This window comes from Vibrio sp. 1401, assembly GCF_033340295.1.
This window is the reverse complement of the sequence record NZ_JAWOWF010000051.1, coordinates 24520-34857: the sequence shown is the minus strand read 5'-3', so window position 1 is coordinate 34857 and position 10338 is coordinate 24520. Positions and strand designations below refer to the sequence as shown.

At 46.0% G+C, this 10338-nt stretch carries 10 protein-coding genes and 1 pseudogene; 4 read left to right on the top strand and 7 right to left on the bottom strand.

Features of this window, described 5'->3' with window-relative positions:
- Positions 1-76 precede the first annotated feature (76 nt).
- A pseudogene (locus tag R7Z77_RS20345) lies at positions 77-454 on the top strand (transcriptional regulator); the annotation flags it as partial.
- 115 nt (positions 455-569) lie between these two features.
- Positions 570-3260 carry an alpha-glucosidase gene (gene ygjK / locus R7Z77_RS20340; protein WP_064354460.1) on the top strand — a complete coding sequence of 897 codons (2691 nt, stop codon included), beginning with the start codon at positions 570-572 and terminating at the stop codon, positions 3258-3260.
- A 132-nt stretch (positions 3261-3392) separates the two neighbouring features.
- On the opposite strand, the gene R7Z77_RS20335 is transcribed toward ygjK, so the two are convergent.
- The 6 genes from R7Z77_RS20335 to R7Z77_RS20310 form a co-directional block, all read right to left on the bottom strand.
- Complete coding sequence (locus tag R7Z77_RS20335) at positions 3393-3905, bottom strand: macro domain-containing protein (protein ID WP_064354461.1); 513 nt, start codon at positions 3903-3905, stop codon at positions 3393-3395.
- Between the two features lie 59 nt (positions 3906-3964).
- Positions 3965-4390: a VOC family protein gene (locus R7Z77_RS20330; protein ID WP_213961335.1), complete on the bottom strand. Its 426-nt coding sequence runs from the start codon at positions 4388-4390 to the stop codon at positions 3965-3967.
- A gap of 174 nt (positions 4391-4564) precedes the next feature.
- Complete coding sequence (locus tag R7Z77_RS20325) at positions 4565-5050, bottom strand: VOC family protein (RefSeq protein ID WP_005374344.1); 486 nt, start codon at positions 5048-5050, stop codon at positions 4565-4567.
- Positions 5051-5189: 139 nt separating this feature from the next.
- Complete coding sequence (locus R7Z77_RS20320) at positions 5190-5519, bottom strand: DUF4144 domain-containing protein (RefSeq protein WP_017634368.1); 330 nt, start codon at positions 5517-5519, stop codon at positions 5190-5192.
- 24 nt (positions 5520-5543) lie between these two features.
- Positions 5544-6080 carry a DUF924 family protein gene (locus R7Z77_RS20315; protein WP_005374339.1) on the bottom strand — a complete coding sequence of 179 codons (537 nt, stop codon included), beginning with the start codon at positions 6078-6080 and terminating at the stop codon, positions 5544-5546.
- Between the two features lie 67 nt (positions 6081-6147).
- A complete protein-coding gene (locus R7Z77_RS20310; RefSeq protein WP_213961336.1) occupies positions 6148-7995 on the bottom strand; it encodes a M3 family metallopeptidase in 1848 nt (615 codons plus the stop codon).
- Between the two features lie 276 nt (positions 7996-8271).
- On the opposite strand from R7Z77_RS20310, the gene R7Z77_RS20305 reads away from it, so the two are divergent.
- The gene (locus tag R7Z77_RS20305) at positions 8272-8634 is read left to right on the top strand and encodes a hypothetical protein (RefSeq protein WP_017634365.1); all 363 of its coding nucleotides are present in this window, start codon (positions 8272-8274) and stop codon (positions 8632-8634) included.
- A gap of 71 nt (positions 8635-8705) precedes the next feature.
- Here R7Z77_RS20305 and R7Z77_RS20300 read toward each other — a convergent pair whose 3' ends face one another.
- Positions 8706-8879, bottom strand: coding sequence for a hypothetical protein (locus R7Z77_RS20300; protein ID WP_005374332.1), 174 nt, complete (start codon positions 8877-8879; stop codon positions 8706-8708).
- Positions 8880-9113: 234 nt separating this feature from the next.
- Here R7Z77_RS20300 and R7Z77_RS20295 point away from each other — a divergent pair, with 234 nt between their 5' ends.
- Positions 9114-10256, top strand: coding sequence for a sugar diacid recognition domain-containing protein (locus R7Z77_RS20295; protein WP_213961337.1), 1143 nt, complete (start codon positions 9114-9116; stop codon positions 10254-10256).
- The last annotated feature ends 82 nt before the right edge of the window (positions 10257-10338 follow it).

Genomic DNA, 10338 nt, shown 5'->3' with positions numbered 1-10338 from the left:
CTACGATGATTAACTGATGTAACCGATCAGATCGTAACTTCCTGATTTAGTTCCATCGAATTACGCAACAAAGCCAATGATGGATTACATTGAACTGAAAGGGGATAAACACTATCAATTTAAAGATACAGGCCGCTTTATTTTTGAAGAAGGTTCAAATTTAGACACGCTATTTGCACAGCGCTTTCGTGAAGAAGTGTTTAGCCACGATATTCGGCCTCCAATTTGTGTTGGACGCATTGCTATTACCGAAGAACAAGAAGAAAAACTGGCAAATGAAGTGTACAACAAATTAATTGAGTTTGATGTTCAAAATAAAACCAGTGAAAACAGTCAACGACTAAAAAATGTTTTACTCACTTTTACGCCTGGTAATCAGATATTTTTGGCTGACACAATTCCGAATATTAATGGCGATTTATTAAAATCCATCACTATCGCTAAAGAAAAATAAAAGAATAATTATTGGAAGCTCGTGCTTATTTAGTGCGAGCCGAGCTTCTGCACACTAAAAATACTCATTTATATAAATGAGAATATAAAAATGACGTAAATAATAGGGAAAAAGTATGTTTAAAAAGAGCACACTTGCCATTCTGATCGGGGCTACTATTTCGCTTGTTGGATGTGGTTCCAATGATAAAACTGAAATCCGTTTACCACAGGCGCCAACTTCGGAATTTACTAACGTGATTGATCGTACTGGTAATCCAACTTACCTGCGTGATTACGACAGTTATTCGAACCTGAAGTACAACGCACTCACGGACAACGGCGCGTGGCATGGCCATTTGCTACCTGAAGATGCGGCGGGTTATGGCGCTTTCGGCGGTATTATGCAAGTGACGCAAGAGTACGCGCATTTTATGTCTGGCCAAACGTTCGACAAGCTCACGTTGACCGACAAAGTGAGTGGCCAAACTTACGATTTATCGAACGCAGAAGCGAAAGTCTATTCCATTCCAGGTGCGTTAGTGCAGGTGTTGGACTTGGACGATATTCACGTGCAAATGGTGCTGCGCTTCGTGACTGATCGCTCTTCGCTGGTGGAAACGCTCATCACTAACAAAACTGATCGTGATATGAACTTGGCGTTGGAGTGGGACGGCGAGTTGGTGAAATACGCGCTGTCGACGCGCAAAAACCAAACCGTGGCGCAGTACTACCCAGATTACAAGCGCCAGATTTCGACCATCGAAAACGGCATTAAAATTAACTTTAGCGAGATGAAAGACAACTGGGCGATTCGTAATGACCGCGATGCCGAGTTCCGCATTACTCGTTCTCTACCGACGAAGACGTTCACCAACGAAACCTCATTCAGTTCTACCGCGGAGATGAGCCTACCAGCTGAGCAAACATCGGCGGTTTATACGGCGTATTCTAACCTGCACAATGCGAAAGAAGTGCAGTCAGAATCGTTGAAATTGCAAGATGTATTAGCGAATCCAACTCAATACATGGAAGCGTCGAAAGCGCGTTGGGACGGCTATTTAGCGAATGGTCTTATCAACAAAGAAGCGACAGCAGACCAAGCTCGCGTAGCGGTAAAAGCGATGGAGACCCTAAACGGTAACTGGCGCTCTGCGGCGGGCGATATTGAACAAGCGACAGTCACGCCATCGGTCACTGCGCGTTGGTTCTCTGGTAACTTAACGTGGCCGTGGGATTCGTGGAAACAAGCGTACGCGATGGCGCATTTCAACCCAGATGTTGCGATGGACAACATTCGCACGGTATTCCAAGAGCAAGTTCAAGCTGATGACAAGATCCGTCCGCAAGATAAAGGCTACTTGCTGGATGTGTTGACGTACACCAAACCTGTTAGTCGTGGTGGTGCTGGCTCTGAAAACTGGAACGAACGCAATACGAAACCATCGTTGGCGGCATGGTCTGTGATGGAGGTGTATTACGCTCTCGTGAACCAGTTTGATCGCCCAGAAGACGCGCAAAAATTCATTGATGAAATGTATCCGAAGTTGGTGGCATACCACGATTGGTGGCTATCCAACCGCGACCACAACCAAAATGGTGTGCCTGAATACGGCGCGGCAGTAGACCCAGCACACAACACGGAAGAAGGCGTGATGTACGTTTGGGTAGAAACGCGCGATCCTAACTTCACGACCATTATTCCTGCAGAAGACATCATCGAGCAAAACGGCAATTCTTATAAAGTAAAAGGCATGGCGTCTTACAATAAGATTCTCGATGAAGTGGATTACATGACGATTCACGTCGGCGCACAAGAAGCGGCGGGCTGGGAATCGGGCATGGATAACGCGGCTCGTTTTGGCTTTATCTACAACATCCACAACATGAATTCGCAAGCTGAAGACATCAGCAACCCAGACAGAAATGTGGATCAACTTGGTCGCTACGCGGCAAGTGCGTACGGCTTTGATAACAGCATCAAGCTGGAAGGCGAAGAGTGGGTGTACAGCAATACGTCAGCGGAAAACTTAGCGAAACTCGATCTAGCGAAGAAAGATTGGGAAGTTCGTTTTGCAGAAAACCGCACCAACAATAACGCAGCGGACGGTGAGCTGCTTGGCTTCTCTATGCTGCAAGAATCGGTGGATCAAGCCTCTTACATGTACTCAGACAACAAATACTTAGCGGAAATGGCGAAGTTGGTGTCTGATGGCGTAGAAGGTAAAGATCGTGCGCAAGAATTCCTTAATGGCGCAGAAAAAATCAAGACTTACATTAACCAATGTATGTTTGATGAAAGCACAGGATTCTTCTACGACATTCACTTGAATGTGGCTGAAGATGGCACTACTCCTGCGCCTCTTGCAAATGGTTGTGCGGGTTTGCCGATTGTAGAGCGTGGACGTGGTCCTGAAGGTTGGTCGCCGCTGTTTAATGGTGCAGCAACGCAAGAGCATGCCGATAAAGTGATCGCGGTGATGCGTGATCAAGACGAGTTCAACACGCCAGATAAATTCCAAGGAACGGGAGTGCCTTTGCCGACCGCATCGCAAACCAACCCTGCTTACGGTAAAGATGTGTACTGGCGTGGTCGCGTGTGGCTAGATCAAGTGTACTTTGGCTTCCGTGCGATGGAAAACTACGGCTACAAAGAAGAAGCGATTGCAATGGCGAATGAACTGTTTAACAACGCAGAAGGTATGACGGGTGACATGCCAATCCGTGAAAACTACAACCCAGAGACGGGCGCGGTACAAGGTGCGTCGAACTTCTCTTGGTCTGCAGCGCATTTGTACATGATGTACAACGGATTCTTCAAAAACTAGATCGCACACATTAGGCGCTTTGGATGACCCCCCTAGCATTCGTAGCGCTTAACGAACGATAATTCAGTGACAAATAAGACAAACCGGACTGTGTTAGCAGTCCGGTTTTTTATGCCTCTTGTCACAAAGATTTTAGTGCTGGGTCAGGGCGTGTTGCCATATCGAAAGCATCTCTTCAGTAAACAAGTAAAAGCGCATGTCGAGTGCCGCGTATTCCGGTCTTTGGCAAACGGCCATCGCGACTTCTGCTGCTTCTTGAGGTGGGTAACCATACACTCCGCAAGAAATCGCAGGCAGCGCCACACTTTGGCAGTGGTTGGCGAGCGCGAGATCCAGCGAACGTTGATATGCAGATTCCAACACCGCTTTTGGATCGGCGAATTTATCGTAAATCGGGCCAACGGCATGAATGACGTAACGCGCGTTTAAATTGCCAGCCTCAGTAATGCGTGCGTCACCAAACGGGCATCGAATATCGTCGACATCATCAACGGCATAACACGCATTGATAAGCGCAGGCCCTGCTGCGCGATGAATGGCACCATCGACGCCACCTCCGCCGAGCATTCTCGGGTTTGCTGCATTCACGATGGCATCGACATGGGCGGTGGTGATGTCGCCTTGGACTAACGAGATCGCGTTCATTTTTTTGAGCCTTCTACAATGGTGAGAAACAAATGGTCAGTAACACAGTTAAGTGTAGCTTACTCATCAATCACTTGAGGTTTTAACTCGACGACATTTCCTTCCGGATCATGTATATAGAGTGATCTACCGAACCCTTGTGCGCCATACCGCTTCGCAAACTCTTCGGTTTCAATGCCGCGCGCACGCAGATATTCCAGTAATTCATCCTCGGAAAAAGGCGCCAATTGCAGGCAAAAATGGTCAATATTACGACCATTTTGAACTGGTGGCTTACCGCCGAGTTGGCCCAATTCGCTGTCTACCGTCACTACATCAATCAATGCGTTACCTGCCCTAAGTTGAGTTAAACCAAGTTCCGTTACTTCGCGTTCGACAGGGCAGCCCAAAATGTCTTGATAGAAATGCAACATAGCATCGAGGTTACAGGTCCTTAATACAACATGATCAAGCGCTTTGATGGCGATTGGATTTTTGGTGGGCATGCTTCACTCCTTTTTGCATTGTGTTGAGGTAAGTATAAAGTGACCTTAAAAGTGGTGAGAGAAATGATCAAATTCAAGATGTTTTTTTGCTAGAGCGAGTGCAGAAACACTGCAACTCAAAGCAAACAAAAAAGGCTAGCGTATTGCTAGCCTTTTGGAATATGGATGGGGCTCTTACTCGTAATCAGAAGCGTAAGTTTCTTCGTAAGTGTGTGAGTAAAGCTCGAATAGGTTGCCGAATGGGTCTTCTAGGTAAACCATTTTCGCAGGCTTATTATCGTCTTCTGGGTGGTAACGCATGATGTCCATGCGAACTTTGCCACCTAGTGCTTCGGTGCGTTTGATAGCACCTTCAAAATCGTCTGTCTGCAAACAGAAATGGAAGATACCGATGCGAGAAAAATCCACTTCATGGCGCTCTTGACGTTCTTTCATTTCGAATAACTCAAGGCCGATGCCATCACTTGTCACAAGGTGCGCAATGTTGAAGCCTTTAAAGCCTTCCCCAAAGACCGCAATACACATTCTGCCAATTGCCGTTTCGCGTTCTTCAATCACTTTCGTGTTGCCCATAACGACTTTTAGACCTAGCGCTTGCGTGTAAAACTCAACCGCTTTGTCCATATCTCCGACCATAATACCGACATGATTCATTTTCATTTGTTTACTCCCAACATGTGTGTTTGAACGTTGTCTTGTTTCGATGTGGGAGAGTATATGGCGTGATGTTGATTACATGAAATTATCATAAATTATAAAAATGATAATTTTATTTAATGCTGTACATGTTGGGATTGAGTTAGTGAGCTAAGGCCTCAACAGCTTGCCTCACCGAGGTGAAATGAATCTTGATAATGCACCGTTGCGCGAGGCTGAATTCATGCGATTGGATTAATGACGTAACCTCTTCTACGGACAGCGTTCGTTCTTTTAGATGTAAAAGAGTGGTGTTCGAACCATTGTTTTTCAATTCAAACGTGTTGCCATTTGAGTCGATAACGTAATCATCTTGCCCAAAAATGAGGGCTTCGCATTCAGAGTCTAAGTCGGACTGGGAATGCGTATAGATCAGCTCATCGTCGCCGTCTAGTTTTAGCAAGCATGGCCAGCATACTGCGTGGTCTCTCATGGTTAACTCATTATTCATTGTTATTTAGAAACTTGACCCAGGTTGTTGCAAAAACGCTAACTCTTCGGGAGTGCTCTCTCTTCCCAGTATCGCATTGCGATGAGGATAGCGCCCAAACTGGTCGATGATGGCTTTGTGTTTTAGCTCAAAATCGTAGTTATTTTCAAGCCCTGATGCGCGGAACAATTTTTCAGCTTCGACATGAATGAGGCGAGATTCGCTGTGCATAAACGGCATGTACAAAAAACTTAGCTGCTCAGGCGCTAATTCTTTATCGTGACCTAACCGAATTGCCTCTTGAGCCAATGCTAATGCGAGTGGGTCTTGTGCAAACGCTTTTGGGGTGTTGCGATACACATTACGTGAAAACTGGTCGAGGACGATGATTTCGGCCAATCGTCCTTGTGCGCTGTCACGCCAATTAAACAGTTCACAACGAGCCGCTTGTTCTAATACCGAGGCAAATCGCGATGCAATACGCTTGTCCAGTTCTGGGTTGTTTTCAAACCAATTTTGGGGCGATAGCTCCTCGAACCAAAATTTGATGACTTCTTGGTACATGGATCTTCCTTCTTATTGCATTAGCTAAAGAATAAAAAGCCAGAAGGCGAGCTCCTGGCTTTCTGTGTTATCGACCGTAAGTCTCTACGATGTAACGTTCAAAATCGTCACACATTTGTTCGTCAGAGATGGCGTTGCTTGCCAGCTCTTTACTGCCGTCGACGACTTTAATCGCGGCGTTCAGTGAAGCGACTGATGCTCGTTCTCGCGTCGCAAGTGAGTCGATTTTCTTCTGCTGCACTTCCCATGCCTGTTCTGGCGACAGGTTACACACGTCTGCAAGGTACTTAGCATTAAAACCTTCACCAGTCAGGCTGACAATGGTTTCGTTGTGAGACAAGTGATTGCCTGCGTGCCAGTAGTGTTTTGCCAGCAGTGGGCCAATTTCTGGGTTATCCGTCAGGTAACCAAACTTCTCAAGGAAGTATGCACGGGTCTGATACACCGCCATGTGCGCGAGTAGATAACCTTGATACGCACAAGCCGCTTCGTCGGATAGCAAATGTGGAATCGCCATCAGTGGGCGAGGGCTGCATTCCAAACCAAGGATCTGTTTTTCACAATCGCGAGCCAGCTTAGTGATGCGTTCTGGCGTTAACTCGTCATCGCTCAATTGATACAACGCGCGCTCAAAATATGGTACAACCAAGATGCTACGTTCTTCATAAGCTTTGAATGGCTGACGGCTGTTGATCATTGCTTGAATAATCTCATCAGGCACAGAATTCCCTTCATCATCCAGTGCGTACTGTTTTAGCCAATCGGCATCGGTTAACAGGCTATCACAGAACATCGACTGAGTTTCTGCATAAGCCATTGACGTCGGCGCAAACTCCTGCGAGAAACAAGGCGCGTTCATTTTTACGTTCGCAAAGTGTGCTGCGTGGCCGCCTTCGTGGAACAGCGTGTTAATGCCATCATAGCCGCTGCCCACTTGGTCTGGCTTGGCATTACTGGTGAAGTTCACCTGCGCTGCGACCCATTCGCCTTGATTATAGAAAGAAGGGATAGGGCCGTGGCAGAACCCGTTCGGGTACTTACCTTTGCGATCTAGTAAATCCAGCGTTAGCGTCGCGCCAGAGTAATCAATATTTAGGCGACCAAATGATTCTACCCAGCGTCTCAGAGATTTTGAGAACGGCACGTATGGGTCAAGGTCACGCATAACGTCACCCGCGAATGAGTAAACAAAGTTGTAGCCTGCTAGTGCGCTTTCGCCTTTCTCTTTCGCCAAGTTTTCTAAGCTGTTTAGATGCGCATCTCGCGTGCGTTGTTCGAAATCTTCCAAAATCTCGAATAGCTGCTCAGAGCTCATCTTTTCCGTTTTTTGCACGGAGTAATCAAAGAAAGTCGCATAACCCAGTGAGCGAGCGAACTGGTTGCGCAGCTTGATCAGCTCTATAAAGCCGTTTTGCAGTAGCCATTGTTCAAGGTTCAGCAACGCTTGATGAGCTGATTGGCGAACTTCTTCATGATTGCTAGTGCGAATGGTTGAGCTTAATACTGGAAGTGAACCTTCTACTTGCTCGCCGTTCTCATCGGTAAATGTTTGTACGTGGTTCTGTTTTTTCTCGAAGAGCTCAGCTTCAAAGGTAATGAGCTGATTTTTCAACGCTTGTGCTTTTTCGCCCTCGATAGCGTGAGATTCAAACATCGCCAGCCAACCAGATAGACCCGTAATGGTTTGTTGTTTCTCTTGTGGGTCGGTAATTGAGTCCGCGGCTTCAAGCTGTTGTTTGATGGCAGTAATTTGCTCGGCGTTGCTTAAAAAGCTTGTCCATGCCGTTTGTGCTTGCGTCGAGCCATTATGGTCATCGCTGATCCCCATGTAAGTTTCCCAAAAGAAATCTTCTTTGGTGCGGTGAATCGCAAGGTAACGTTGATTGAGGTCGTTGAGGTAATCCGTTGCGGTCATTTTGATCCTTCAAATGGTTTCGTTATGTAGACAGTTGATTATTGCACGCTTGGTCGCGAGAAAGGAACGCTAATCTCATTTGTCGATTTTGCATCGCGTAAAGGTGATTTTACTATTTGTTTACATTTGGGTGAGTTAATAGGAGTTATGAGCTTGCAGTGTTAAGACTGGTATGGAGTTTACTGTTTATTAAGTAATTAATCTGCGGTGCGCTATCGATGATCCTTATCAGGTGTAATAAGATTTCCATATCGTGGCGATACAGTTGGAAACGATATGATAAATAAGACAAAAGTTACGTTATTGGCGGTAGGTACGATTTTAGTTGGATGTTCCACAGTCGCGCCACCAAGAAATGATGCGGTTGAAAGCATTCAACAAAAGTGTTCTGTGATTTTAAGCAATGATGTTGCGGGCGATCAGCGCTGGCAGACGTACAACGGCTTGCTTGTAGAATATGCCGTGCATGGCGTTAAGAGTCAGGCACAACTGGAACGTTTTGAAGCGTTTGTGCAGAGAGTGCAAGATGATGAGTCTGGACAGTTAGTTACAGAGTTGATTGAGGTCACCGACTGGGGATGCTCAAACGGCAATTATCTTGAAGAGATGAGCTTGTTTATTCAAGAAGTTCAAAAGTAAAAAAACCGAGCGTTAAGTCGCTCGGCTTTTCTGTTTGTGGAACGCTTTTGTACGCTGGTTCGTCAGGACGTTTACTCCTCTGGATACTCGCCCATACCTTGCGTTTTACCTTCCGCTTTCCAATGCTCTCCAGGAGCAAATGCTTCATCGCATAAATCTACGGTGTAGCCCATTTCTGTGATTTCCTTCAAAGTGAGGTTATCAGCAATATTTGCAACTTCCCCCGATTTATTCCGTAACTCCATGTTGATCTCTCCTCTGTAGGTAGACGAGTGGCATCAATGCACAGTGAAGAATGCATTGGTAACCTTTGTTCTAAGTATATAACCCGCTGCTAAAAATGAAGGTTTAATCCACTTTTTAAATATGGGTAATTGGATAATGCTTTGAGCTGCTTCCGTTATTTAGAACCGCAGCATCGCGATAGTTTGCCATTTGTGATTTATTGAGTGATTAAACGGTCAATTTGGAAACTCGAAATGGTGATTCTCGACCACGCTTTAGCACAACAAATTGTTGATCGAACCATGTCCATCATTGGTCACAATGTGAATGTGATGAACTCGGCAGGCATCATCATTGGCAGTGGCGACCCTAAACGTGTTGGGCAAGTGCATGATGGCGCGGTACTGGCGCTGAATCATGGCGATTCGCTAGAGCTTAATGAGCAGCAATGTTTGACGTTGCAGGGTGTCAAACCCGGTATCAATATGCTGTTGAAATTGCATGGTGACGTGGTCGGTATTGTTGGTGTCACAGGCGAGCCGGAGAAAATCCGAGATTTTGCCAAACTGGTTAAAATGACCGCTGAATTGACAATCGAGCAAGCCGCGCTGGTGGAAAAATTTCAGTGGGACAGACGTCATCGCGAAGAGTTTATTCTGGCTTGGATCAATGGGAAATTGACCGATGAAGAGCTGAAAGATTGGGCGATGCGTCTTTCTATCGATGTTACTCAACCACGGGTGGCAACGGTGATTGAAGTCTCGACGCCGTCGGCCTCAAAAAGCATGAAGAGTGTGCGCAATATTGTTGAACTGCTTGAATACCCAGAGCGTAACAACCTAGTTGCGATTGTCTCGGTGAATGAAATTGTGGTGTTGAAACCGTGTCATTCCGCCAAGCAGTGGGATAGCCAAGTTGAAAGTGAGCGCATTGATAAGTTGATGTCGCGTTTAAGCGATCACGATTCGCATACGTTTCACATTGCGCTAGGGCAGCTGTTTAATGAGCCTAAAGATGTCGCGTTGTCATACCAAAGCGCGAAGCAGGTATTAGCCATTGGCAAGCAGTTCTACCCAGAGAAACGTAAGTACCTGTTCGATGAACTTCGTTTGCCTGTTTTGTTAGCGCCGTTGGCGGATATTTGGCAAGGTGAACAAATTATTGATGGTGTGAAACGGTTGAAAGAGAAAGACAAATCTGGGCAATTATTGAAAACCCTAGATGCACTGTTTGAATGCAATGGCAATGTAACAGAATGCTCTCAAATGCTGTTTATTCACCGGAACACTCTGCGCTATCGGTTAGAGAAAATCACCGAGATAACAGGGCTACCAACTACCAATTTTGTGGGGTTAGCGGAGCTTTATATTGCGACTCGGCTCTCAAAAATGTCGTGATATTGTGCATCTGCACAATACGCGTCATTTTTTGACCACATCATTTGTCACTCCGCCTAAAGGAATTCTAAAGCAAACGATT